Origin of the sequence: Exiguobacterium sp. s152 (genome assembly GCF_018618335.1) — a bacterium.
Classification (GTDB): domain Bacteria; phylum Bacillota; class Bacilli; order Exiguobacteriales; family Exiguobacteriaceae; genus Exiguobacterium; species Exiguobacterium chiriqhucha.
Genome location: NZ_JACSLX010000002.1, coordinates 127,509 through 152,882 on the forward strand (window position 1 = coordinate 127,509; position 25,374 = coordinate 152,882).

At 53.7% G+C, this 25,374-nt stretch carries 24 protein-coding genes; all 24 read right to left on the minus strand.

Annotated features, from left to right (window positions below; genetic code table 11):
• Positions 1 to 1,083: a carbamoyl phosphate synthase small subunit gene (locus tag KNP72_RS04665; RefSeq protein WP_214832344.1), complete on the minus strand. Its 1,083-nt coding sequence runs from the start codon at positions 1,081 to 1,083 to the stop codon at positions 1 to 3.
• Entirely contained in the window at positions 1,061 to 2,341 is a 1,281-nt protein-coding gene (locus tag KNP72_RS04670) for a dihydroorotase (protein ID WP_214832345.1), read from the minus strand. The genes KNP72_RS04665 and KNP72_RS04670 overlap by 23 nt, the downstream gene beginning before the upstream one ends.
• Positions 2,338 to 3,243: an aspartate carbamoyltransferase catalytic subunit gene (locus KNP72_RS04675; RefSeq protein WP_214832346.1), complete on the minus strand. Its 906-nt coding sequence runs from the start codon at positions 3,241 to 3,243 to the stop codon at positions 2,338 to 2,340. The genes KNP72_RS04670 and KNP72_RS04675 overlap by 4 nt, the downstream gene beginning before the upstream one ends.
• A 130-nt stretch (positions 3,244 to 3,373) precedes the next feature.
• A complete protein-coding gene (locus KNP72_RS04680; RefSeq protein WP_214832347.1) occupies positions 3,374 to 4,675 on the minus strand; it encodes a uracil-xanthine permease family protein in 1,302 nt (433 codons plus the stop codon).
• A gap of 49 nt (positions 4,676 to 4,724) precedes the next feature.
• Positions 4,725 to 5,258 carry a bifunctional pyr operon transcriptional regulator/uracil phosphoribosyltransferase PyrR gene (pyrR, locus tag KNP72_RS04685; protein ID WP_021067057.1) on the minus strand — a complete coding sequence of 178 codons (534 nt, stop codon included), beginning with the start codon at positions 5,256 to 5,258 and terminating at the stop codon, positions 4,725 to 4,727.
• 201 nt (positions 5,259 to 5,459) lie between these two features.
• On the minus strand, positions 5,460 to 6,371 hold the full coding sequence (locus KNP72_RS04690; RefSeq protein ID WP_214719477.1) for an RluA family pseudouridine synthase: 912 nt from the start codon (positions 6,369 to 6,371) through the stop codon (positions 5,460 to 5,462).
• Positions 6,371 to 6,844 carry a signal peptidase II gene (gene lspA / locus KNP72_RS04695; protein WP_021067055.1) on the minus strand — a complete coding sequence of 158 codons (474 nt, stop codon included), beginning with the start codon at positions 6,842 to 6,844 and terminating at the stop codon, positions 6,371 to 6,373. The genes KNP72_RS04690 and lspA overlap by 1 nt, the downstream gene beginning before the upstream one ends.
• 58 nt (positions 6,845 to 6,902) lie before the next feature.
• The gene (gene ileS / locus KNP72_RS04700; RefSeq protein ID WP_214832348.1) at positions 6,903 to 9,629 is read right to left on the minus strand and encodes an isoleucine--tRNA ligase; all 2,727 of its coding nucleotides are present in this window, start codon (positions 9,627 to 9,629) and stop codon (positions 6,903 to 6,905) included.
• A 270-nt stretch (positions 9,630 to 9,899) separates the two neighbouring features.
• Positions 9,900 to 10,445, minus strand: a complete 546-nt coding sequence (locus tag KNP72_RS04705; RefSeq protein WP_021067053.1) for a DivIVA domain-containing protein — start codon at positions 10,443 to 10,445, stop codon at positions 9,900 to 9,902.
• Positions 10,446 to 10,463: 18 nt separating this feature from the next.
• Positions 10,464 to 11,234 carry a YlmH family RNA-binding protein gene (locus KNP72_RS04710; RefSeq protein WP_214832349.1) on the minus strand — a complete coding sequence of 257 codons (771 nt, stop codon included), beginning with the start codon at positions 11,232 to 11,234 and terminating at the stop codon, positions 10,464 to 10,466.
• Positions 11,235 to 11,507 carry a YggT family protein gene (locus KNP72_RS04715; RefSeq protein ID WP_021067051.1) on the minus strand — a complete coding sequence of 91 codons (273 nt, stop codon included), beginning with the start codon at positions 11,505 to 11,507 and terminating at the stop codon, positions 11,235 to 11,237.
• Positions 11,508 to 11,511: 4 nt separating this feature from the next.
• A complete protein-coding gene (locus KNP72_RS04720) occupies positions 11,512 to 11,979 on the minus strand; it encodes a cell division protein SepF (protein ID WP_029595732.1) in 468 nt (155 codons plus the stop codon).
• 23 nt (positions 11,980 to 12,002) lie between these two features.
• A complete protein-coding gene (locus KNP72_RS04725) occupies positions 12,003 to 12,656 on the minus strand; it encodes a YggS family pyridoxal phosphate-dependent enzyme (RefSeq protein ID WP_214719479.1) in 654 nt (217 codons plus the stop codon).
• Positions 12,653 to 13,414, minus strand: a complete 762-nt coding sequence (gene pgeF / locus KNP72_RS04730; RefSeq protein ID WP_214832351.1) for a peptidoglycan editing factor PgeF — start codon at positions 13,412 to 13,414, stop codon at positions 12,653 to 12,655. The genes KNP72_RS04725 and pgeF overlap by 4 nt, the downstream gene beginning before the upstream one ends.
• Positions 13,415 to 13,468: 54 nt before the next feature.
• The gene (gene ftsZ / locus KNP72_RS04735) at positions 13,469 to 14,614 is read right to left on the minus strand and encodes a cell division protein FtsZ (protein WP_021067047.1); all 1,146 of its coding nucleotides are present in this window, start codon (positions 14,612 to 14,614) and stop codon (positions 13,469 to 13,471) included.
• Positions 14,615 to 14,662: 48 nt separating this feature from the next.
• Entirely contained in the window at positions 14,663 to 15,958 is a 1,296-nt protein-coding gene (gene ftsA / locus KNP72_RS04740; protein ID WP_214832352.1) for a cell division protein FtsA, read from the minus strand.
• A 227-nt stretch (positions 15,959 to 16,185) separates the two neighbouring features.
• Positions 16,186 to 16,956, minus strand: a complete 771-nt coding sequence (locus KNP72_RS04745) for a cell division protein FtsQ/DivIB (protein WP_214719482.1) — start codon at positions 16,954 to 16,956, stop codon at positions 16,186 to 16,188.
• 13 nt (positions 16,957 to 16,969) lie between these two features.
• Positions 16,970 to 18,046 carry an undecaprenyldiphospho-muramoylpentapeptide beta-N-acetylglucosaminyltransferase gene (gene murG / locus KNP72_RS04750; RefSeq protein WP_214719483.1) on the minus strand — a complete coding sequence of 359 codons (1,077 nt, stop codon included), beginning with the start codon at positions 18,044 to 18,046 and terminating at the stop codon, positions 16,970 to 16,972.
• Positions 18,043 to 19,380, minus strand: coding sequence for a UDP-N-acetylmuramoyl-L-alanine--D-glutamate ligase (gene murD / locus KNP72_RS04755; protein ID WP_251128883.1), 1,338 nt, complete (start codon positions 19,378 to 19,380; stop codon positions 18,043 to 18,045). Before murD ends, murG begins: the two co-directional genes overlap by 4 nt.
• Positions 19,381 to 19,395: 15 nt before the next feature.
• Positions 19,396 to 20,355 (minus strand): phospho-N-acetylmuramoyl-pentapeptide-transferase, encoded by a 960-nt coding sequence (gene mraY / locus KNP72_RS04760; RefSeq protein ID WP_214832354.1) that lies wholly within the window; start codon positions 20,353 to 20,355, stop codon positions 19,396 to 19,398.
• Positions 20,356 to 20,376: 21 nt separating this feature from the next.
• Positions 20,377 to 21,684, minus strand: a complete 1,308-nt coding sequence (locus tag KNP72_RS04765; protein ID WP_214832355.1) for a UDP-N-acetylmuramoyl-tripeptide--D-alanyl-D-alanine ligase — start codon at positions 21,682 to 21,684, stop codon at positions 20,377 to 20,379.
• Between the two features lie 58 nt (positions 21,685 to 21,742).
• Positions 21,743 to 23,851 (minus strand): penicillin-binding protein, encoded by a 2,109-nt coding sequence (locus KNP72_RS04770; RefSeq protein WP_353047961.1) that lies wholly within the window; start codon positions 23,849 to 23,851, stop codon positions 21,743 to 21,745.
• A 38-nt stretch (positions 23,852 to 23,889) separates the two neighbouring features.
• A complete protein-coding gene (gene ftsL / locus KNP72_RS04775; RefSeq protein ID WP_021067039.1) occupies positions 23,890 to 24,252 on the minus strand; it encodes a cell division protein FtsL in 363 nt (120 codons plus the stop codon).
• Between the two features lie 23 nt (positions 24,253 to 24,275).
• Entirely contained in the window at positions 24,276 to 25,208 is a 933-nt protein-coding gene (rsmH, locus tag KNP72_RS04780) for a 16S rRNA (cytosine(1402)-N(4))-methyltransferase RsmH (RefSeq protein WP_021067038.1), read from the minus strand.
• Between the last annotated feature and the right edge of the window lie 166 nt (positions 25,209 to 25,374).

Genomic DNA, 25,374 nt, shown 5'->3' on the forward strand with positions numbered 1-25,374 from the left:
TCACATTCCTACTTTCTGTTTGTTTTCTTGAACGAGTTGCATGAAACGGTCAAATAAATCGTTGGCGTCGTATGGACCCGGTGCCGCCTCGGGATGATATTGGACCGAAAACGTCGGATGATGCAGATGCTTCACACCTTCGACCGTGCCATCGTTGACGGCGCGATGCGTGACGACGAGTCCTGTCGTCGCGAGTGACGCTTCATCGACTGCGTAGCCGTGGTTTTGGGACGTGATTGTCACCGCTCCGGTCTCTAGTTCGACCACGGGATGGTTGGCACCGCGATGACCGAACGGGAGTTTGAACGTATTGGCACCGCTCGCGAGTGCGATCAACTGATGGCCGAGACAGATTCCGAAAATCGGGAGTGTCGGCATGAGGCGCTCGATGAGCGGTAACGCCGTCGGGACGTCTTTCGGGTCCCCCGGTCCGTTCGACAGCATGACGCCGTCCGGCTCATAGCGCATCACTTCTTCTGCCGTCACGTCGTGCGGCAAGACGACGACTTCACAGTCACGTTTCACGAGTTCACGCATGATGCCGAGCTTCGCGCCGAAATCGATGAGGGCAATCCGTGGGCCGCTGCCGGTGCTGACATACGCCCGCTTCGTCGAGACACGCTCGACTTGATTGGTCGGCAGGAGAACATCGAAGCGGTGTTTGACCGTCTCCCACGTCGAGTCGCCGTCGACCATGACACCGCGCATGACGCCGAGTGAGCGCAAGTGACGCGTCAACATGCGTGTGTCGACTCCTGCTAGACCCGGGATGTTGAAGCGTTTGAGCGTATCATGAAGCGTCGCGGTCGAGCGGAAGTTCGACGGTGTGTCGCACACTTCTTTGACGATGAGCCCTTTCGCCATCGGAACGGTCGTCTCAAAATCTTCGCGGTTGACGCCATAGTTCCCGATCAACGGATTCGTCAACACAATGAGCTGGTCGCAGTACGATGGGTCAGACAACATCTCTTGATACCCGGTCATTCCGGTCTGGAAGACGACTTCCCCGATCGTCTCCACACTTGCACCAAACGCTGTTCCTACAAATGAAGTACCGTCCTCAAGCCATAATGTTCGTTTCATCGAATCTCCCCTTATATACGATTTTTCCAGCCACGATGGTCATGACCGGCCAGCCAACTAGTTTCTTCCCAGCGAACGGTGTGTTCTTCCCTTTCGAGCGGAACGTCGTCGGATTGACGACCCGCTCCGTCTCAGGGTCGATGAGGGCGAGGTCCGCCGCTCGGCCGACTTCAATCACACCGTACGGCAACCCGAACACGTCGCTCGGTCGTTTCGTCATCCACTCGATGAGCGCCGCCTCTTCCATCTGTCCCGTTTTAACGAACGTCGTGTACAAGAGCGGGAACGCCGTTTCGAAACCGGTGATCCCGAACGGGGCCCGTTCCATGCCGGCCGCCTTCTCCTCGGCCGTGTGCGGGGCGTGGTCGGTCGCGATCATATCGATCGTGCCATCGAACAAGCCCTCGAGTAGCGCCTCCCGGTCGTCCGCGCTCCGGAGCGGTGGATTCATTTTAAAGTTCGGGTCGAGGCCCGGGATATCGTCTTCACAGAGGACGAGGTGATGCGGGGTCACTTCGGCCGTGACCCGGATACCGGCTCGTTTGGCGTCGCGGATGACGCGCACCGACTGTCGTGACGAGACGTGGCAGACGTGATAGTGACAGCCTGTCTCTTCGGCGATCAAGACGTCCCGGGCGATATGGATGCTCTCGGCGAGGCTCGGGATGCCTTGGATGCCATATTCTTCACTGAACCGGCCTTCGTGGACCGAACCGGCCTTGAGCGTATTGTCCTCGCAGTGGGCGACGATCGCCTTGTCGAGTCGTTTCGCTTCCTGCATCGCCGCACGCATCATTGCTGCCGATTGGACGCCGACCCCGTCGTCGGTGAAGGCGAACGAATCGGCGAGCGAGGCCATGTCGACTTGCTCGGTGCCGAGCTGTCGTTTCGTGATGGCGGCGTATGGCAGGACACGCACGATGGCGTCTTGCTCGATTTTTGCCAACAGCTGGTCCATCGTGGCGCGGTCGTCTGGGACCGGACGCGTGTTCGGCATCGCACAGATTGTGGTGAATCCGCCGGCCGCAGCCGCCTCTGTCCCGGTCTTGATTGTCTCTTTCTTCTCCCCACCCGGTTCGCGCAAGTGGACGTGGACATCGACGAGTCCCGGGATGAGTAGCATCCCTGTCGCATCGATCACTTCGTGTCCTTCAGTCGTGCCGTTATAGTCGACCGAGCGGATTTCGCCGTCCTCAATCAATAGCGTCGTCGTCCGTTTCGTGTTCCCGTCATACCAAGTTGCGTGTTGAAGTATCATAATTGTCCCCCTAATGCTCGATTTAAGATGGCCATCCGGGCGTAAACGCCGTTCGTCATCTGTGGAAAGATACGCGACTGCGGATGTTCGATTAAACTGCCGGCAATCTCGACGTCCCGATTGACCGGGGCCGGATGCATGATGATGGCTTGCGGTTTCATCCGCTCGACGCGTTCCGGCGTCAAGCCGTAGCGTACATGGTAATCTTCTTTCGAGAAGATATCGCCCATGATGTGGCGTTCGTGCTGGACGCGCAACAACATGATGACGTCACAGTTGGCCAACACGTCGTCGAGGTCACGATGCTCGAGCCCCATCGACTCGTCCCACCAGGAGGCGGGGCTGCAGCCGACGACGTTCGCACCGAGCCGTTTGAGCACCGAGGCGTTCGAGCGGGCGACACGGCTATGGACGAGGTCGCCGCAGATGGCGATATTCAATCCCTCGAACGTCTTGAACTCTTCAAAGATCGTGACGAGGTCGAGGAGTGACTGGGAAGGATGTTCCCCGCTCCCGTCACCGCCGTTCAACACCGGGATATTCAATGTTTCGACGAGTTCATGATAGTATCCCGACTCCGGATGGCGGATGACGAGGGCATCGACCCCAATCGCCTCGAGCGTCTTGCACGTGTCGTAGAGCGTCTCACCTTTCGTCACCGAAGACGTCGCCACGTCGAACGGGATTTCCTGGACCTTCAAATGCCGTTCGGCCATTTGAAACGAACTTTTCGTTCGCGTCGAGTTTTCAAAGAATAAATTCGCGACCGTCTTCCCATCGAACAATGGGGGCATGTTCCCTTGTTTATAACGGAGCGACTCCTCGATCAAACCCATAATCTCGTCGAGGGATAGCGTGTCCAAGCTGACAAAATGCTTCGGTTGTTGTTTGATGATGTTCATGTTCGTCTCCTCCTTTTATGTGAAGGCAAAGAGAAAAGGCGTCTCTTCACCTACGTGAAGGGACGCCTTTATCTGGGCAGAACACACCCAAATAAACGAGCCTTCACTTTGCCGACCTCACGGGATCGAATTAAAAGTTACTTGCTTGTCGTGTGTCTTCAGTTGTTTCAGCAGCAGGTTCTTCCACGCTTTCCGCTTTTGGCAAGAAGGCGTTCAAGAGAATCCCGACGACCGTTGCGAGCGCCATCCCTTGGACCGGGAAGCTGCCGAGTTGTACCATCGCCCCACCAAGTCCGATGACGAGGATGACCGAGGCGATGATGAGGTTGCGTTTCTCGGCGAGATCGACGTTGCTCTCGACCATCGTCCGGAGACCATTCGAGGCGATGACCCCGAACAAGAGAATCGAGATGCCGCCTTTGACCGGGTTCGGAATCGTCGAGATGAACGCTTCGACGTGTCCGAGGAATCCGAAACTGATGGCCATGAGTGCCGCTCCGGCGATGACGTAGACGCTATACACTTTCGTGATAGCCATGACCCCGTTGTTCTCACCGTAAGTCGTACACGGTGGACCACCGAGTGCCGAGGCGACCGCTTTCCCGACCCCATCGCCGAGGAGGGTCCGATGGAGACCTGGGTCTTTCATCGTCTCGCGGCCGATGATTTTCGACGTGACCATCTGGTCGCCGATATGTTCCGTCATCGTGACGAGTGCGACGGGGACGATGGCGAGGAGTGCCCCGACTTGCCACATCGGCATGTAGTCGACGAACACCATCGTGAAGTCAGGCAGTTGGAACAAGCTCGCTTGTCCGAGCGCCGAGTAGTCGATGATTCCGAACAGTGCGGCGATGAGGTAACCACCGATGATGCCGAACAAGATCGGGACAGCGCCCCATACTCCTTTGAGCGTCGTCATGGCGAGAATCGTAATGCCAAGCGTGAGCAACGCGACGATGATGAACGTTCCGTTATACGCCCCGTCTTTATTCATCGACATGTCGATGGCGACCGGTGCGAGCGATAAGCCGATGACCATGATGACCGGACCGACGACGACCGGCGGCAGCAAGCGTAGCAACCAGTTCACGCCGGTCTTATAGATGATGAGCGAGACGACGCCGTAAACGGAACCGGCGATGATGCCTCCGAACAAGGCGGCTTCGACACCCCATTGTTGGCTGACGGCGATAATCGGCGCGATGTACGCGAAGCTCGATCCGAGATAAGTTGGGACTTTGAATCGTGTGATGGCTAGGAATGAGAGCGTGGCCACACCGGAAGCGACGAGGGCGACGGACGTGTTCAACCCCGTCAAAATCGGGACTAAAATCGTCGCTCCGAACATGGCGAAGACGTGTTGCAGGCTGAAGAGCAGCCATTGCGGTAAGTGAGCGGGACGCTCGTGGATGTTGAGGATGGGTTTCATATGTGGTTCTCCTTCCTGGCCTCTCTGGACCACCTTAAAGGTTTTTTGATTATTGCTGTTTGATGAATACTTCGTCGGTCGCATCGACTTCACTGAGTCTGACGACGACTTGTTCCGACTTCGACGTCGGGACGTTCTTGCCGACAAAGTCGGGGCGAATCGGTAACTCGCGGTGCCCGCGGTCAATCAAGACGGCGAGCTGGATATAATCCGGACGTCCGTGGTCGACGAGTGCGTCCATGGCAGCCCGCACTGTCCGGCCTGTGTAGAGGACGTCGTCAATCAAGACGACCGTCTTGCCGTTGATATCATGCGGTAACTCGGTCGCTTTCACTTCCGGGTCGAGTGATTTCTTTGATAAGTCATCCCGGTAGAGCGTGATGTCTAAGTTGCCGAGGGCAATCGGTTTGCCTTCGATTTCTTCGATTCGGCGGGCGAGCCGGTCGGCGAGCGTCTCGCCTCTGGTTTTAATCCCGACGAGTACGACGTTGTCCGTCCCTTTGTTTCGCTCGATAATCTCATGGGCGATTCGGGTAAGTGCGCGGCGGATGGCCGCTTCGTCTAAAATGGTGGAACGTTTCAACTAGTTCTCCCCTCTCACAAATTATATAAAAAAAGAAGACTTCCTGATCCGGCTGGAAAAGGAAGTCTTCATATGTGAGGGCAGACCTCTGCCTCAAATAATCGACGTGTCGTGGCCGCGGCCACAATCCTTTCACAGCCTCTCTGGACTGGGTTTAAAGGTGTTATGCTTCCTAGACTATAAATCGGAATCGGTTGAAAGTCAACGCGTTTTCTCGATTTTGTCTAATTTGGCAAGCTCCGCCTCGAAGTCGGCTGGGAGTTTCGCCTCGAATTCAAGCCATTCGTTCGTACGCGGATGGAAGAAACCGAGCGTCGCCGCGTGGAGCGCCTGACCGTTCAATTGAATCGTACGGCGTGGACCGTATTTCGGGTCACCAGCAAGCGGATGGCCAATATAACGCATGTGAACGCGGATTTGGTGCGTCCGTCCCGTCTCCAATTTACACTCGACGAGCGTGAAATCTTTATACCGCTCGAGCAGACGGAAGTGCGTGATTGCTTCTTTCGCGTTCTTGTCGGTCACCGTCATCCGTTGACGGTCGTTCGTGTCACGCCCGATTGGCGCTTCGATTGTCCCGAGTTCATGGGCGACTTCGCCGTGGACGAGGGCGATATATTCACGCTTGATTTTACGATCCTTCAACTGGCTCGCGAGCGATTCGTGGGCCACATCGTTTTTCGCGACCATGAGGAGACCGGTCGTGTCTTTGTCGATGCGATGGACGATGCCTGGACGTTTGACGCCATTGATGCCTGACAAATCGTCACAGTGGTAGAGGAGCGCGTTAACGAGCGTCCCTGACGTATGGCCGGCCGCCGGATGGACGACCATGCCGCGTGCCTTATTGACGACGATGACATCCTCGTCCTCATAGACGACGTCGAGCGGGATATTCTCAGCTAACACTTCGAGTTCGACGGCATCTGGGACCGTCACGACGATTTCGTCGCCTTCTTGCAATTTATAGTTCGGCTTGACGATCTGTCCATTGACGAGCAGGTCTCCCGCCTTGATCCAGTCTTGGATTTGCGAACGTGACCAATCACTTTGTTCGCTCATCCATTTATCGATACGAGCCTTTTCTTCGGCGACAAATGTGTAAGTTTCCATTACGATTGTCCCCTTTCTTTGTTTAATTTTTCTTCGAACAAGACGCCGATGATCATAAAGATGACCCCGAACGTGAGCGCCATATCGGCGACATTAAAAATGGGAAAGTTGTATCCGAACGGGTACGTGTCGACAAAGTCGACGACTTCTCCGCGGAAGAGACGGTCGATAAAGTTCCCGATGGCACCGGCGAGTAGTAACCCGACGCTATAACCGAGCAAATCGAACCCGTTCACTTCTTTATGCAAGAAGTAAATCAAACCGACGACGACGATGGCCGTGACGATAAAGAAGAACACCATCTGCCCTTCGAGCATGCCCCAAGCCGCACCTTTATTACGGTAAGACGTCAAATAAAGCAACCCAGGGATGAGTTCAATCGACTGTCCGATTGTCATCGTCTGGACGACGATCCATTTGGTCACTTGGTCGAGCAAAATGAGGAAAAGTGCTAATCCGTAGTAACGTTTCATCAGATTCTCCTTTCAAGTCATAAGAAACCGGAGTGGACGATCGCCACTCCGGTCCGGCTTATGCGATGACTTCTGTACAACGCGGGCAAAGCTCTGGGTGCTGTTCGTCTTGACCAAGCTCGGTCGAGTACGTCCAGCAGCGGGCACAAGCGGCACCATCAGCTTTCAAGACGCTGATTTCGGCTGTCGCATAATCGACATCAGCCGAGTCGACGTAATCAAGCTGTGACACTTGTAGCAATTGGCGCACGTTGTCGATCGTCTCGAGCAACTGTTTCGTCTCACCTTTCGGCGCGACGAGCAACTTCGCTTCGAGCGGTTTCCCGATCAATTTCTCACCACGTGCAATCTCGATCGCTTTCAAGACGTCGTCACGGAACGTGAGGAACTTCGACCATTTCGCAAGCAACGCCTTCTCGTCTTCCGACAATGCCGCCACTTCGTCAAGGTCCGTCAAGAAGACGCTATCCGCTTGTTTCGCCGGCACTTCTTGCCATACCTCATCCGCCGTGTGCGGAAGGATTGGGGCGAGCAATTTCGTGAGCGTGACGACCGTGTCATACATGACCGTTTGAACGGCACGACGACGCGCGTCATCTTCGCGCTCGATATACAGGATATCTTTCGTGAAGTCGAGATAGAATGACGACAACTCGTTGACACAGAAGTTATGGCTCAAGTGATAGACGGCCATGAAGTCGAACGTGTCGTATGCTTTGACGACTTTCGCTTGAAGCTGTTTGAGTTTTGTCGCCATGAAGCGGTCCGCTTCCGGCATGTCTTCGAACGCGACACGCATCGACGGGTCGAATCCGTTCAAGTTACCGAGCAAGAAGCGCAACGTGTTGCGGATTTTCCGGTATACTTCCGACACTTGTTTAAAGTTATCGTGTGACGCGCGGACATCTGACTGATAGTCGACCGACGACACCCAAAGACGGACGATTTCTGCTCCGTACTGTTTGACGAGGTCGTTCGGTGCAATCGTGTTACCGAGTGACTTCGACATCTTGCGTCCGTCTCCGTCGAGAACGAAACCGTGGCTGAGCACGTTGCGATACGGCGCTTTGCCAGTCGTCGCGACAGCCGTCGAGAGTGACGAGTTGAACCAGCCGCGGTATTGGTCCGATCCTTCAAGGTACAAGTCGGCCGGGCGGCGCAAGTTGTCGCGCTGTTCGAGTACGCCCGCATGTGACGAACCTGAGTCGAACCAAACGTCCATGATGTCGAGCTCTTTACGGAACTCGCCGTTCGGGCTGTTCGGGTGTGTGAAGCCTGCTGGCAACAAGTCTTTCGCTTCGCGCTCATACCAGACGTTCGATCCGTGTTCATGGAACAAGTTGGCGATATGTTCGATCGTCTCGTTCGTGATGATTTCCGTTCCGTCTTCGGCATAGAAGATCGGGATTGGAACACCCCAGGCGCGTTGACGGCTGATGACCCAGTCCCCACGGTCACGGACCATGTTGTAAAGACGTGTCATGCCCCATTCCGGCACCCAGTTCACTTCTTCGATTTCACGGAGCATATCGGCCCGGAAGTCTTTGATTGAGGCGAACCATTGCGGAGTCGCGCGGAAGATGACCGGTTTTTTCGTACGCCAGTCGTGCGGGTACGAGTGTTTGATGAATTTCAAGTTGAGCAAGTAGCCGTTCTCTTCGAGCTTCATCCCGATTTGTTTGTTCGCGTCTTCATAGAACAAGCCTTCGAAACCTGGCGCCTCATCCGTCATATAACCACGGTCGTCGACCGGGCACAAGACGTCGAGTCCGTACGCTTGTCCGACACGATAGTCGTCTTCCCCGTGTCCAGGTGCCGTATGGACGAGACCTGTCGCGTCAGCCGTGACGTGATCGCCGATCATGACGAGCGAGGTCCGGTCGTAGAGCGGGTGTTGCGCCGTCATGTACTCGAACTCACGTCCGTTCCAAGAACCGCTCACCGTGTAATCCGTCCACTTGAGTGCCGTCGTCACTTCTTCCACGAGCGATTCGGCGACGATATACCCTTTGCCGTCATGCTCGATACGCGTGTACGCCAACTCGTCGCTGACCGCGATCCCGAGGTTGGCTGGAATTGTCCACGGTGTCGTCGTCCAGATAACGAAATGATCGGTCGTCTGAAGAACGTCTTTCCCGTCGACGACTTGGAACGCCACGTAAATGGCCGGTGACTTCTTGTCGTAATATTCGATTTCTGCTTCAGCGAGCGCCGATTCAGAAGAAGGTGACCAATAGACCGGTTTCTTCCCTTTATAGATGTAGCCCTTTTCGGCCATCGTCCCGAAGAGACGGATTTGAGCCGCTTCGTATTCTGGGAGGAGCGTGATGTACGGGTTGTCAAAATCAGCGAGCAATCCGAGGCGTTTGAACTGTTCACGTTGCGAGTTTACTTGTTCCATCGCATACGCTGCACACTTCTCACGGAACTCGGCGACCGTCATTTCTTTGCGGTTGACACCCGCTTTTTGTAGCGCGTTCTCGATTGGGAGACCGTGTGTGTCCCAGCCCGGAATCATCGGTGACTGGTAGCCGTTCAATGATTTGAAACGGACGATGATGTCTTTCAATACTTTGTTGAGCGCGTGGCCCATATGGATGTCACCGTTCGCGTACGGAGGTCCGTCGTGAAGGATGTATTGCGGTTTCCCGGCGTTTTTCTCTTGGACGCGGTTGTATAGGTCCATTTGTTCCCAAGCCTCATGCATCGCTGGCTCACGTTTCGGCAGATTTCCGCGCATCGCGAATTCTGTGTCAGGCATCAATAGTGTGTCTTTGTAGTTCATTGAAACTCCTCCTGCATCTTTTTTTGACAACAAAAAAACCCGCCCCTAATAGGGACGAGTTGGTCGACTCGCGGTACCACCCTACTAATCTCAGGGAAAACCCCGAGACCGCTCTTGGTAACCGATAACGAGGTCAGGCGGTCGCGCTTACTAACTTCAGCCCGACACTCATAGGGGATACCGATAAAGTCTTTCTCTTAGGCTTGCACCTTCCCTAAGTCGCTTCGTAGGTATGACTTTATCGACGTGTCCTAATCGACGTATTGTGTATTATCCGTGATGTTTTGTTGGTATGACTTCGTCGTCATTATACGCAAGTTCGGTCGTATCGTCAAGAACCGTCTGGACCGGCGGCTCCCCGACAATCGTGTCCCATTCAGTGCTGTTCAAGAGCTCCATCTGAGCATCGACGAGGACGCGGAACCGGGTCCGGTACAATTCGACTTTCTTGAGCATTTGAATGACTTCACGTTCGGCGAGTTGCTCTTTGCGTGACGCTTCTTCCTCACGGGCGAGCGCCTCGCGTTCGGCTTGCTTCAAAATGAGACTCGCTTCCTTGGCCGCGTTCGTCTTCACTTCTTCAGCTGCCTCTTGGGCGACGATAATCGATTTGTTCAACGTGTCTTCCATCGAGGAGAAGTAGTCGATACGGGCTTGCATATCGTTGACGAGCTCTTCGTACCTTCTATTCTCACGAATCAATAGTTCAAATTCTTTAATGATTTGATCTAAAAATTCATTGACCTCATCGATATCGTACCCGCGAAAACGAGTCGAGAACTCTTTATTATGAATATCAATCGGTGTCAACGCCATTCGACTTTCCTCCTAAGTTCAACGTATGATGCCATACTGGATTTTTATTTTCTCACGCTTTGTCGAGCCGAGAATCGCCGTCAGTTTGACACGGCCATACCCTCGGATCGAGACCAAATCGTCTGGTTCAAGGATGAAGCTCGGATCATCAATCGGTTTATGATTCACTTTACAGTCTCCATGTTTGACGAGCGCCTGCGCTTTTTGCCGAGATAAACCGAGCACTTCGCTGACGACCGTGTCAAACCGGAGTGATGTGACGATACCGAACTCCTCGCTCCATTTGACTTCAGGTACGACGAGCACAGCCTCAGGCGCCACTTCGGAGATGCGAATCCGAGCCTTGCCGACCCGATCAACGTTCATCTCGATGAAACTAGCCGCGTCACGCGTCGTGGCGAACTGGGCGATACCATCATCAAGGACGACGTCGCCAAACTTCTGCCGCTTCAACCCGGCGTTCAAGAGCGTTCCCGTCACTTGACGGTGCGTCAATTCGACGAACTTGGTCGGATAGTCGATTTGACGAATCGCAATCTCGAAATCGTTCGGATCGAGCTCGTAATAATCCGGAGCCAGGATCAGACGACGCCGTTCCGCGCCGACAAATCCGCCATCCTCGTAAATCGCGAGCTGCTTTCCGACGAGTTGCCGGACGATTTGTTGCTCGCGTGGATCTAAAAAGTCCGTCACTTTCAACATATAGTTGTCCTCGACTTGTTGAACCCAATCGAGCACTTGCTCGATAAATGCCCGTTCGTTCGGTCGATAATGATCGAAGACGCTCATTTAAATACCGAAAATCGCACGCACTCCAAATTGCGCCATCCGTAGCACAAATAAAGCGACGATTGGGGAGATGTCGAGCATCCCGCCGATTGGTGGGATGATGCGACGAAACGGATTCAAAAACGGTTCGCAAAGATACGACAAGATTTGACCAAACTTTGATTCACGCGCATTTGGGAACCACGATAATAAAATATAGGCAATCAAGACCCAACTATAATATCCAAGTAATGTAACGATCGTGTTGCCTAACGCAGGTATAGCATTTTCCATTCAGTTACCACCCTTTACTATTGAGTTCGTCCTCCGAAATCAAGTTCGAGATCGACCCCGTCAACTCGATGTTGTTCGGAGTACATAGAATCGTGTTATGTCCAATCGACGTCATCGTCCCTTCTAACGCATAGACGACACCTGACAAGAAGTTGACGACTTGACGAGACTGCTCTTTCGACATCCGTTGAAGGTTGACGATGACGGCCCGGTTTTCTTTCAACTGGTCGCTGATATCTTGGGCTTCGGCGAATACACGCGGCTCGGCCAAGACGACTTTTGAACGTTCTTTCTTCTTCGTGTTCAACGCGACGATATTGTTCGATGTTTTCGGACGGTCCTCAGTTTTGACGATTGCCTCCGTCATCGGTTGTGTCTTCGTTTCGGCGACAGCATACTCGTCTCCTTCGAACTGGTTGTTCGGATCTTCCTCGAGTCCAAAGAAGTCCTTCATTTTGTTTTTGATTGACATAACGGATTCCTCCTTAAAATATATTATTGCACAAGTACGGTTCCAATACGAACAAACGATGCGCCTTCTTCAATCGCCAACGTGTAGTCATTCGACATACCCATCGACAGTTCGGTACACGGTGCATGCGGATAAGCATGACGCGCGACGTCATCGCGCAATTGTCTCAAGTTTCGGAACGTCTCCCGAATCACCGTCTCGTCCTCTGTGAACGGGGCCATCGTCATCAAGCCGATGATCCGCACGTGAGGATACTGTTTACAGTTCTCGATGAACGGGATGACTTCCTCTTTTTCAAGACCATGTTTTGATGCTTCGCCCGATACGTTCACTTGCACGAAACAATCGATCACGCCTTGGGCACGTTTATTGATCTCTTCAGCGAGCGAAAGGCGGTCGAGCGAATGAATCGCTGCCACATGGTCGATAATTTGTCTCACTTTACGTGTCTGCAGGCTGCCGATGAAATGAAACTTGGCATCAGGCGGCAATTGCTCGACTTTTTCAAGCAATCCTTCAGGACGATTTTCGCCGAAGTCGCGGATGCCTTCTGCATAGAGGGCGTTCGCCACGTCGGGACCGACCGATTTCGTGACCGCGATGAGCGTCACCGCTTGATCGGTCCGATGCGCGTCGATCGTCTGTCTGACTTGATTCACATTATTGGCTATACTCACGATTTCTTCTCCTTGACGAGGACGGCCGCAAAGCGACGCTTGGCGTCTCCGTTCCGATACGAGAAAAAGGTTTGATCAGAAACGGTCGACAAGTTCGATTGGGTAACCTCGATATTTCGTTCCACAGCGAGCGTCTCATTCACTCGTTGCAGTGATAGATGGGCGTGGTCTGCTCGTTCGTCCATGACCGATGACGCATACGCAGCCGGTGAGACCGCTTCGACCGCATCCAGGACGCGACGGTCAACCTCATAATGCTCGGCTGTGATGGCTGGCCCGACGAACATGTCGATCGCTTCGGCCGGAACACCGAGCGTGGCGAACGCATCCGTCATCGCAGCGACGATATTCCCGACCGTCCCTTTCCAACCGGCATGCGCCACACCTATAACGCCATGGTGCTCGGCACAGAAGAAGAGCGGGACGCAGTCAGCGAAGACGAGAGCGAGTGGCAACGCATCGGCCGTCGTAATGAGACCGTCCGTCGCCGGAATCGTCTCGTCATAGCGATAGGCGCCTTTGCCGCGGTCGACGTCGCCGACGACTTCGACGTTCGTCTGATGGACTTGGTCGGCCCAGACCGAATCCGCGAGGGCAATACCCGCCGCGTCAAAGAAGTACTCCCGATTGGCGACGACCTGTTCAGCGTCATCACCGACGTGGAGTCCGACGTTGCCTTGATTATGTCCGTCCGTCCGGGTCGTCACATAAGCCTGATAGCGATACGTCTCGGTTTCCCATGTATGTAACAGTCGCATATGATTCTCCTTTTTTAGAAAAAGGGGATGCCGAGAACCGGCACCCCCTGTTGTTTAGTTACGGCGTTGTCTTACGAACGCTGGGATGTTGATCGTCTCGTCTGGGACGTCCCCACCATAGACCGGTCTATGGAAGTTCCCTTCATCTTGTGGCGCAGCTTCTTGCGCTTTCGGTTGAGCCTCACGGTTCACTTCAGCTTCCGGTTGTTTCTTCGGTTGCTGAAGGAACGGGTTCGTCCCTTGCGCTTCTTCTGCGAATTCAGTTGCAATCACAGTAACGATAATCTCGTCGTTCAAGTTTTCGTTGATGACGGAACCGAAAATCAAGTTCACTTCTTCATCAGCGGCACTTTGAACGATTTGAGCAGCTTCCGTGACTTCGTACAAGCTGAGACTAAGTCCGCCCGTGATGTTCATCAAGACACCTTTCGCGCCTTCGATTGAAGACTCGAGAAGTGGAGATGAGATGGCTTTCTTCGCTGCTTCAACGGCACGGTTCTCGCCAGTGGCGACACCGACACCCATGAGCGCCGAACCTTTTTCAGTCATGATCGTCTTGACGTCAGCGAAGTCAAGGTTGATGAGACCAGGAATGGCAATCAAGTCCGTGATCCCTTGGACACCTTGGCGAAGGACGTTATCCGCTTCACGGAACGCTTCGATCATCGGCGTGTTGCGCTCGACGATTTCAAGCAACTTGTCGTTTGGAATGACGATGAGTGTATCAACTTTTTCTTTGAACGCTTGAATCCCGTGTTGGGCGTGTTGCATACGTTTGCGTCCTTCAAACATGAACGGTTTCGTGACGACACCAACTGTGAGCGCTCCGATTTCTTTTGAAATCTCGGCGATGACAGGTGCTGCTCCCGTTCCGGTTCCTCCGCCCATTCCAGCTGTGACGAAGACCATATCCGCGCCATCGAGCGCTTCAATCAACTGCTCACGGCTCTCTTCTGCCGCTTTTTTACCGATATCCGGATTAGCGCCGGCACCGAGGCCACGCGTCAATTTCGCTCCGAGTTGAAGCTTCACGTCCGCTTTCGACATGTTGAGTGCTTGCGCGTCCGTGTTGACGGCGATGAACTCGACACCTTGTACTCCGTGCTCGATCATGCGGTTGACAGCGTTTGAACCGCCGCCCCCGACTCCAATTACTTTAATTTTTGCTACGGCGTCAATCGCCTCATCAAAGTACATCATTTCAGGTATCCCCCTACGTAATTTCCAATTGTTAACACAACGTCAAATTTACACGCCAAATAATTTTTCCATTAATCGACCGAAACCGTTTTTCGTCTCACGGTCGTCCTGAACCACATTATCGTCGTGGTCATGGTCGTTCCCGGATTGAGACGCGCCGTCTGGTTTTGCGACGGCTACACGGTCATCCGACTTTTCAAGTCGTGACTTCGAGACGTGGTGATCGCTCATAAGCACGTACTTGAGGACGCCGACCGCGGTCGCGTATTTCGGATGTCTGACGCCAATCGACGATGGCTGATACAGTCTCGTCTTTTGACCCATGACACGAGTCGCTAGTTCTTGGATGCCAGGTAAAGCAGCGGCCCCACCACAGAGGAGATAGCCTCCGCTGAGCGTTGGAACGCCTACCTTTTGCACTCTATTCAACACGAGTGTGAACATTTCCTCTATTCTTGCCTCTAAAACGTAACTAATTTCTGATTGCGGTTCGAACGTGACTTCCCCGTTGATGTTCGTGAACGAGAATCCTTCTGAGACGTCTGCCATCTCTTCAAGGGCAAGTCCGTATTCTTCTTTCGCCACTTTGGCGTCTTGGTATTTGCAATTGAGCTTATACACCAAGTCGCGCGTCATATGATCGCCTCCGACCGGAAGGATATATGAGTAGACGAGGTCGCCTCGATAGAAGACCGAGACGGTCGTTTTTTCATGTCCGATATCGACCAAACCGATGCCAAGATCGATTTCATCGACCGATGCCGCACTCATGCCGAGCGCCAAGTTGCCGAGGACGAAACCTTCTAGTTTCAATCCTGCCCGTTCGATGGAACGACGAATACTATGTAAAATCGTCTTCGAACCGGTCACCATCTTACCGTGCATCTCTAAACGGTAACCGAGCATTCCGCGGGGATCGACGACACCTGTCTGTTGATCGACCGTGAAAGAAGAAGGAATAACATCGATGACGCTCATCTCATCCGGCAAGCGCATAACTTGCGCCGAATTGATGACTTCGATGACGTCTGTATCCGTAATTTCTTGGTCTTCTCGTTTGACTGATGCAATTCCATGACATGGGGCGATTTGGATATGTTCCCCTTCGATGGCAACGTATACCGACCGAATTTGATCACCTAGCGCCGCTTCGGCATGTTCGACGGCTTGCTTGATGGCTTGAACCGTCTTATCGATGTCGACGACGGCGCCACGTTTTACTCCTGCAGACGGGGCACACCCCTCCGCCAAAATGTTAAGCGTTCCCCCGAGTAATTCACCCACGACGAGCTTAATTTCTGACGTTCCTATATCCAATGCGGCCACATAACCATTCGCTTCCAAAAGGGAAACACCTCCGCGCTTTAATTTCTGTGATTGAATTCCGTTACATTGTTACAGATATCCAAAAATATTGTTAGGTCCGGCAAGATATCTCACGTCTAAGTTTACAACAAATAAGATAGTGAGAAAAGGTAGAATCCTACAAATTACGCAGTTTTGGGGTGTCAATTCGATTACAATCGATAAAAAAACAGCCCTTATGTGTCTAAGGGCTGTAAAAATTCAGATTATTCTTTCGGTTTTTCGTACGGGACGAAATAATATCCACCATCCATAACGACGGTTCCGCGTTGTCCTTTTGGAATGTTCTCATAGATTTCGCCGTATTTCGATACCGTTTGACTGAGCTTGAACGTCGGCGTCTGAATCGTGTTACCGTCGTTCATATAAATCTCATATCGCGTCGGTTCGCCTTTCTGTTTCGAGAAGACGATTTCTGACATTCGGGCCCGCATCGCGTCATCGACTTGCTCGAGTTCACTCGCGATTTTCTCGAGTTCCGCCGAATCCGTGAATTCACGCAACAACGGACCATCTTTTAGTTTCGCTGGATCCGTGATGGACCCGGTCGGATGCAACGAACCATCAGCAAGGACGACGACTTCCTCTTCGTCCGTTCGAGAGTAAGCAATCATTTTCTCTTCTTCAACGTCAATCGTCACGACGTTATACCAAGAACGGTCGACGTTGACATCTTTCACGCCAGGCACTTTACGAAGTTCCTGTTCAATCCCGTTCGGCGAGACTTGAACAATTTTCGTGGACGTGTCGATGTCCGTTTCGGCGAGCACATACGCTTCTGTCAACCAAGACAGGCCGTTCACGTTCACCGCTTTCACATCAGACACCGATGTCTGCATATATACGACGAGCGCAATCAACACCGCGAACAACAACAGGATGGTCGACAACCGTCGGTTCGCTTTCTTACGGCGTTGATCTTTCATATACGGGATCCGGTCTTCCAAACTACGAACGGTATTCTGACGTGTCTCCATGGCTACTCTCCTTTTATCCGCGGACTTCTTCGACGAGGTCGGCGAGCGACTCCGCGGCGTGCGGGAATCCTAACCGTTTCGAGGCTGCGGCCATCTCATCGTGATGGGCCAATACATGCCGGATTGAGCGGACGAGCGATTCGCCCGTCAAATCCCCTTCTTTAATCAGTTCGGCCGCACCGCTCTCGACGAGCGCCGAGGCGTTTTTCGTCTGATGGTCAGCCGTCACGTACGGGCTCGGAATCAAGATGCTCGGTAAACCGAGCGCCGTCAATTCCGAGATGGTCGAGGCACCGGCCCGTGACACGACAAGACTTGCACAAGCGAGCAGTTCGGGCATGTCGTAAACGTACGGCAACACGTGGACGTTATCGGCTTTCGGCGCCTTCGCCACGACGTTGTCATAATGGACGTTCCCGGTCACGTAGAGCACGTTCACCGGTTCGCTCGCAAGCTCCGGGATGGCCTCGATGACGGCCCGGTTGATGGCCTCGGCTCCACGGCTACCGCCATAAATCAAGACGATTGGACGTTCATCGATACCGTACTCGGCCCGGACGGCGGCTTCATTCACCGTCGTCTTCAACACTTCGCTCCCGCGCGGGTTACCGATGACACGGACGTTTGCATCGGGGAACTGTGATTCCGAACCTGCGAACGACAAGGCGACCCGGTCGGCTTTCTTCGATAAGAATTTGTTCGTCAAGCCCGGGATGCTGTTCTGTTCATGCAGAATCGTCGGGATGCCGAGTTGTTGTGCGGTGAAGACGACCGGACCTGAGACGAATCCGCCCGTGCCGATGACGACGTCCGGACGGAACGTCTTCATCTCTTTACGCAACATCAGGACGGATTGGACAAACCAATAGGCCGTCTTGACGTTGTCTAGCGACAACGACCGTTTGAGCCCGGCGATTCGAATCGATTTGAACGGCACACCAGCGCGTGGGACGAGATCGGCCTCGAGACCGTTCTCAGTGCCGATGTAGAGCACCTCGAGGTTCGGATGGCGCTGTTTGAGCGTATCAAGGAGAGCGAGTGCCGGGTAGATATGGCCACCCGTTCCTCCACCAGAAATCATGATTTTCATCGATTGGCCTCCTCATATGCATGGACGAGGCGGACAAAATGTTCGCCGCGCTCTTCAAACGTCTTATATTGGTCCCAGCTCGCACAGGCCGGTGACAATAAAATCACGTCGTCTGGGGCTGACTGTTCAAATGCGAGCGGTACGGCTGCGTCGAGCGTATCGACCGCGAACGATGGAATCTGCTCGGCTTCACCGAGTGCTTGGAAACGCCCTGCCGTCTCACCGTACGAGATGATGGCTTTGACGCGTCCGAGCGCCGGAATGAGTGAATCCAATTCGGCTCCACGTTCAAGTCCCCCACACACCCAAATGATTGGGGCATCGAATCCGCTCAATGCCGCTTCGGCCGCCACGTTGTTCGTCGCTTTCGAGTCGTTATAAACCCGGCGTCCGAGCACTTGGCCAAGACTTTCCGTTCGGTGGGCTACGCCACCGAACGTGCGCAACACACGATCGATATGTTCGGCCGGGATATCGAACGGTTCGACGAGCAACAAGGCCGCCAACACGTTCTCCACGTTATGGGCCCCGCCGAGGGCGAGATCCTCGACCCGGATGACCCGCTTGCCGTGCAACGTAATCCAGCCGTCGGTGACATGCGCATCCCCGCTGTCGTAACCGAACGTCGAAGCATCGAGATCGGCCGGGACGCGTTTCATCACTTCGGTGTCACTGCCCTTGACGACGACACGGTCTGATGCCGTCATGTTCCGGAACAAGTTCCCTTTGGCGTCGGCATACGATTCGAAGTCACCATGATAATCCAAATGCGCCGGTGACAAGTTCAACAGTGCCGCCGCTTGCGGATGGAACTGTTCGACGCCCATCAGTTGGAAGCTCGATAGTTCGATGACGATGATGTCGCCCTGCTTCGCTTTCGATGCGACTTCGATTGCCGGGAAACCGATATTCCCTGCCACATGGACAGGACGACTTCCTCCTTTGAGCAATTCATGGACGAGCGTGGTCGTCGTCGTCTTGCCGTTCGAGCCGGTGATGGCGACAAACTTGGCATCGGTCGCCAAGTAGGCGAGTTCGACTTCGGTATAAATCGGGATCTTCCGCTCAAGCGCTGTTTGAAGGAGCGGGATGTGATACGGGATACCCGGGTTTTTGACGATCACGTCCGTCGTGTCGAGCAATTCGAGCGGATGGGCACCGAAAACACCGTTGATGCCGAGCGCTTCGATTTTCATCCGTTCTTCCGTTGACGGTTCGCTCCCGGTGTTGATGGTCACGTTCGCGCCGACATTTCTTAAGTAAGCGGCCGCGGCGATGCCGCTCCGTGCCGCGCCGAGTACGAGAACTCGTTTATCGTTCCACTGTTGTTGCATGTCTTCCACCATCCATTACATGAGTAGTAACGACAAGACTGCCGTGATTAAGCTAATTCCACCGAACGTCAAGACGATGCGCCATTCTGACCAACCGACCATTTCGAAATGGTGATGAATCGGGCTCATCTTAAAGATTCGTTTGCCCGTCGTTTTAAACGAGAGCACTTGCAAGATGACGCTGAGCGTTTCGATGACAAAGATGATTCCGACGAAGACGAGCAACAGCTCGAGCTTGAGCATAAGGGCGAGGCCGGCGACCGCACCACCAAGGGCGAGCGATCCCGTGTCTCCCATAAAGATTTTCGCCGGGTATTTATTGAAGACGAGGAAACCGAGCAAGGCGCCGACCGCACTGAAGGCGAACCAAGCGATGCCCGCTTCGTCTTGTCCGAGCGCATAGATGCCGAAGAAGGCGAACGTCGGGATGGCCGAGAACGAGACGAGACCGTCGAGGCCGTCTGTCAAGTTGACCGCGTTCGAGAAGCCGACGAGCCAGAAGATGACGATGGCGACATACAACCAGCCCGTATCAAACGCGATCGAAGTGAACGGGATTTGAATCGTCGTATCGAGCGCCCCACCGAGTGAGAGGAACCAAACGAACAAGACTGAGACGACGATTTGACCGATCAATTTCTGAAGCGACGTCAAACCGAGGTTGCGTTTATTGACGACTTTAATGTAGTCGTCGAGGAAACCGATCACCCCGAAGGCGAGGGTCACGAACAAGAGCGTACCGAACCCGGCGACGGCTTCACCGAAGACGACCGAGACGAGAAAACCGATGACGAGGGCGAGCAAGATGACGATGCCGCCCATCGTCGGCGTGCCTGATTTCTTTTGGTGCCAACCCGGACCTTCGTCACGGATTTCTTGGCCAAACTTTAAGTTACGAAGTGCCGGGATGGCCCGCGGCATGACGACCAATACGGTCAATAATGAACTGATTAAGACGATTAAACTGATTAACATGTTCGTACCTCACTACTCTGTTTATTGAACTAGACGCTCGAGCGCCAGTCCTCGCGATGCTTTTAACAATATCACAGTCTGGGGGCGTTGATAACTGCCGAGGAGGACTTTCGCTTCCTCGACCGTCGGCACCATTGTCACGTTCACACGCGGGTCGGTGATGCCTGCCGCGATCCATTTCGCTTTTTCTCCGATGAGGATGCAATCCGTGACCGGGGCCGTGATGCAATGACCGACTTGTTCGTGCTGAGCAATCTCGTCCGTCCCGAGTTCATACATGTCCCCGAGAACGAGGACGCGGCGTGAGAACCCTTCTAGCGTTTTAATCGTCTCGACGGCGGCGATCATCGACGTCGGGCTCGCGTTATAGGCGTCATTGACCAAGTGGGCATCGCCGAACATCCGTTTCTCCATCCGCATCGACGTCAACTGGACGCGGTCAAGACCACGTTGAATCGTGTCATGCCCTAACCCGAACTTGAGACCGCAGGCAATCGCATAGGCGGCGTTGCGGATTTGATGGGCCCCGAGCACTTTCAACTCATACAGCTCGTTATTGTAGCGGAAAATCGAGGCGTCAAACGTCGCCTCCACGACCTCGAGCTTACCGTCCGCAGTCGAATCGTATCCGACGCGGTACCCGCCTGCCTCATTGAGGAGCGGCTCATCGGCATCAACGATTAAGACACCGTCCGGTTTCAACCCGGCTTTAATCTCGAGCTTGGCCTTGGCGATCCCCTCACGCCCCCCGACTTGTTCGCCGTGTGACTCGCCGATATTCGTGACGAAAGCGATGTCCGGTTTGGCGAGCTTCGAAAGCAACTCGATTTGCCCGAACCCGTTCATGCCCATCTCGAGAACAGCGACTTCGGTGTCGCGTGGCATTCGGAGCACGGTGAGCGGCAATCCGACGTCCGAGTTAAAGTTTCCGGCCGTCTTATGCGTCTTGAACGTCTCGCCGAGCACGACGGCAATCATGTCTTTCGTTGACGTCTTCCCGTTCGACCCGGTGATGGCGACGACTTTCGGATTAATTTCCGCCAAGTAGCGGGCAGCTGCTTCTTGAAGTGCTGTTAACGGTGAGGCGACCGGGATGGCGATAATCCCTTCCGGCAACGGACGGTCTTGTTCCCAAAACGTCACGATCGCCCCTTGCTTGATGGCAGCCTCGATGTAATCATGTCCATCGACGCGCGCCCCGATAATCGGGACGAACAAGCCGTCGGCATTGTCGTCTCGCGAGTCGGTCGCGACGTGGCGGACCTCGCGCGAATCATGTATTTCCACCCCAAACCAAGATGCGAGTGTTTGAATCGTCAACTGTTCCATAACCATTTCCTCCTGTGACAAAGGAAAAGAGAGCCGAGGCCCTCTTCATCCCTTTGCGTTAGTTCGACGGTGACGCGAGCTTCACTTTCAGCGTCGCTCCCGTCTTGACAGGCTTGCCTTTCCCAATCGATTGAGATGTGACAAAGCCGGTGCCGTCTATTTCTAAATTCAATTGATAAAGCGTTGCTAACCGCTTCACGTCACGAAGTGACCAGCCCTTGAGCGTCGGCATCGCGAACGAGTCCGCCGTCTTTAACAGCAATCGCTCACCGACGACGTACGGTTGCCCCTCGACCGGACTTTGCGCCGTGACCGTCTCACCGTTGCCGAGTGCCACCGGTGTGAATGCGGCCGCTTTGGCTTCCTTCACAGCGTCATCACGACCTTGGTCGACAAACGATGCTGTCGTTTTCGTCGAGGCGTCAATCGATTTCGCTTGCTTGTCCGGCTCGACGCTCCGATAGCGGAGCGCGACGTCCATCACATCTTTGAACAACGGTGCCATGATGCGTGGTCCCGTCGTCGATGAGTCACCGTTCGGACGATCGACGGCGATATACATGACGAGTTCCGGGTCGTCCTCAGGCGCCATGCCGACGAACGAGTGAATGTATTGTCCACTCAAGTACTTCCCGTTCTCGGCGATTTGCGCCGTTCCGGTCTTCCCGATGACACGATAGTTGTCGAGGGCATACAATTGCCCCGTCCCGACGTCGCTGTTGACGACGCCATCGAGCGCTTCCCGCGTCTGTTTGGCCGCCTCGGCCGTAATCGGTTGTCCGACGATTTTCGGATTCGTCGTCCGAATCGTCTCACCGGTCTCACGGTTGACGACTTTCTTGATGACGTGCGGTTGCTTCATCGTCCCATCGGTCGCGATGGCCGACGTCGCTTGTAAAATCTGCATCGGCGTGACGGCCGTCGATTGGCCCCATGCCGTGATCAAGACGTTCAACGGGCTCTCGAAGTCGAATTGGCTATTGACCTCGCCCGGTAAGTCGACGCCTGTGCGTTGATCAAACTTGAAGGCGTTGAAATAATCCTCATAGCGGCTTAGGCCGAGACGCTCGTTCGCAAGAATCGAGAACGCGACGTTCGACGAATGCCAGACGCCTTCTACCATAGGAATCGTACCCCATCCGGTAATGTTGTAATCATTGAATACGGTCTTGCCATACTTATATGAACCCGATTTATACAGTTCATTCGGATTATAGACGCCTTCGTTAATGGCGGCGGCCAACGTGAAGATTTTCATTGTCGACCCCGGCTCGAAACGAGACGACACCGAGAAGTTGCTATACGAGCTGATTTCGCGCGTGTTCGGGTCAAACGAAGGACGGTCCGACAAGGCGATGATTTCGCCGGTCTTCGGGTCCATGATAATCGCCGTCGCATTCTTCGGTTTGTATTCTTGATACAGTTCTTCCATTTTCGTATCGAGCAGCTGTTGAATCCGGTGGTCGAGCGTGAGTTGCACGTCGGCCCCGTCTTCCGGGTCGATCTTCAATTGTTCGTCGCTCGAGACGATTTGGCGTCCGGCCAAGTCTTTCTCGAAACGGTACAGCCCATACGACTCACTCAAGACATCGTTGAGTGATTTTTCGATACCAAGCTCACCGACGAGTTCGATCCGACCGTTCTGATCGATTTTCTGGGCATAGCCGACGACACTCGAAGCGAACACTTTGTTCGGATAGTAACGTTTCGGCTCTTCGACGAACGTGACCCCTGGAATCTCGAACGCCTCAATCTCTTCTTTTTGATCGACCGTCAAATCGCGGCCCGGTACGCCGAACTCGATTTGACCGCGATCTTTGTTCTGCTCGAGCCGCTTCAAAATATCGGCCTCAGTCATCGGAATGACGGTCGCGAGTTGCTTGGCGGCCTCGGCGAACTCATCGGGCATGAGCGTCTTGTTCTCGACCCGTTCGCCACCGAGTTTCAATACGGCCACGATGCGGTAAGACGGGATGTTGATGGCGATCGGTTGTCCGAACCGGTCATATATCTCGCCCCGCTCCGCTTTTAGCGTACTGACCGCTTTCCAACGCTCTTCCTCAGCGAACGCGAGCATGTTCTCGCCTTTGTACGTCTGGAAGACGGACAAATAGAAGAACCAACCGACAAAAAATAAAAAGAGCGGTGTGAAGCAAACAATCGCCACCCACGCCACTCTTTTTTTACTCTGTTGTAGAGAATTCATCAGTCAATCACCTTGACGTTGTTCTCATTGAATTGCATTCCGAGCTTTTCAGCAATCGCATAGATTCTCTCAGGTGAGCTTAGTTGGGCGATCTCATACTTCAATTCTTCATTCTCTTTGGCGATCGTGTTCGTCTCTTGTGTGATTAAAGCCGTATCGCGCATGATGTTGTACGCTTCGTTATGTTTCGATACCGTGATGCCACCGAACAGGACAACTGAACCAATCATGGTCGGGTACAGGATGGATTCGAACAAAGTCAACGTACGTCGTTTTGGAGCTGGTATTGGTCGTTCTTGCGGAATCGGATTTCGATTCGGCGTAACTTGAGGCTGCAGAGCCTTACGAGCAGCTTCTGGCATCAGGTATCCCTCCTACGTACAGTCTATTTTTGTTTTTCTGCGACCCGGAGTTTGGCAGAACGGGCCCGGCGGTTGCCTTCGAGCTCGTCGTCCCCGGCTGTGATCGGCTTGCGCGTGATCAATTTCAGTTCGGGTTCAAACTCTTTCGGGATGACCGGCAATCCGGGCGGTAACGGCGGATGCTGGCTTTTCTCTTTGAACACTTGCTTACAAATTCGATCTTCTAACGAATGGAACGTGATGACGCAAATGCGTCCGTTGATGGCGAGCATGTCGATCGCGTCTTGGACGGCACGGTCGAACACGTTCAACTCATCGTTGACGGCGATGCGGATGGCTTGGAACGTCCGCTTCGCAGGATGACCGCCTTTTCGTCGAGCTGGCGCCGGAATTGCGTCTTTAATCAATTCGACGAGTTCGAACGTCGTCTCGATCGGTTTGACGGCACGGGCCTGCTCAATCTTACGCGCAATCTGTTTGGAGAATTTTTCTTCCCCGTATGTAAAGAAGATGCGGGCAAGATCTCCGAACGGCCATTCGTTGACGACGTGATACGCGGACAGCTCGCGTGAACGGTCCATACGCATATCGAGCGGTGCGTCGTAATTGTAGCTAAAGCCACGTTCGGCCTCATCGAGCTGCGGCGACGATACGCCAAGGTCGAACAATACCCCATCGACCTGAGTGATTCCCCGCGCCAACAGTTCGTCTTTCAAATGGACGAAGTTGCTTTTAATGAACGTAACCCGGTCCTCATATGGAGCCAGCCGCTCACTCGCGTGCTTGAGCGCGACGTCGTCTTGGTCGAAGGCGTATAGATGGCCTGTCGTCAAACGCTTGACGATTTCTTCGCTGTGACCGGCTCCTCCTAACGTACAATCGACATAAATCCCGTCTGGCTTAATATTTAATCCCTCAATGGACTCCATTTTTAATACCGTTTCATGCTCAAACATACAAAAACCCTCTCAACCTACATTTTTCAACTATTTTATTACGTTTACTTTATCATAAAAATGTCAAGCGCCGCATAGCTTTTTAGCGAAAAGAGGAAACAAAAAGGTAACAAACAAAAAATGGTTCCCACAAATTTCTGGGAACCATCTCCATCGAGCACATTTC